Annotated in this window: 1 protein-coding gene; it reads left to right on the top strand. The window is 68.1% G+C overall.

Annotated elements, in window-relative coordinates; translation table 11 throughout:
- Positions 1-292: 292 nt before the first annotated feature.
- Positions 293-586: DUF3717 domain-containing protein (locus B2J89_RS21555; RefSeq protein ID WP_169170844.1), on the top strand; the 294-nt coding region annotated here is incomplete at its 3' end.

Here is a 586-nt window from a genome sequence, read left to right as displayed (position 1 = left end):
GAAGGTCTTGCTCAGCGGCACAGTGTGTGCACCGCCCGACAGGCCGGAAGCGCTTGCGGCGCTCCGTATTGACGACCTGCCGATACCCAGGCCGTGCGGCCGGGGCGGGAGCTACTCCCCTTCGGGCCGCGATTAAAGCACTGCGCGCCCCGGTTTGGCAAGCGCCCAGGGCTTTGACCTTTTGCCAGGCTTGAAGTCAAACAGGCCGCAAACCCTTTGCGGGAAAGCGCGTGCAGCTATGCATTTGAGAGTGCAACAAAGCGCGCGCGGCACGCCGGTATCATGGCTGCCCATGGCCGCATTCCACATCACCGACATCGAGGCCGCCATCAACCACTGGCGCGCGCGCGCGCCGTCGCCCGACGGCATCACGCTGGCGCCGCAGCTGGCCGCGCTGGCCGAGGTCTATGCGCGGCTGATCTATGGCCACCGCGACGAAATCGACGAACGCGAGGTGCCGGCCCCGGCGCTGCAGGCCTGGGCCGCCTGGTACGAGACCACGCCCGACACGCCCTGCATCGCCATCTGCTCGACCAGCCAGGGCGACGACTGGTGCAAGGGCTGCGGGCGCAGCTTCGAGGAGGTG

The sequence above is a fragment of the Acidovorax sp. SRB_24 genome (assembly GCF_012931925.1).
Note: the sequence above shows the minus strand (reverse complement) of the source record. Positions and strands in the feature narration are given on the sequence as shown.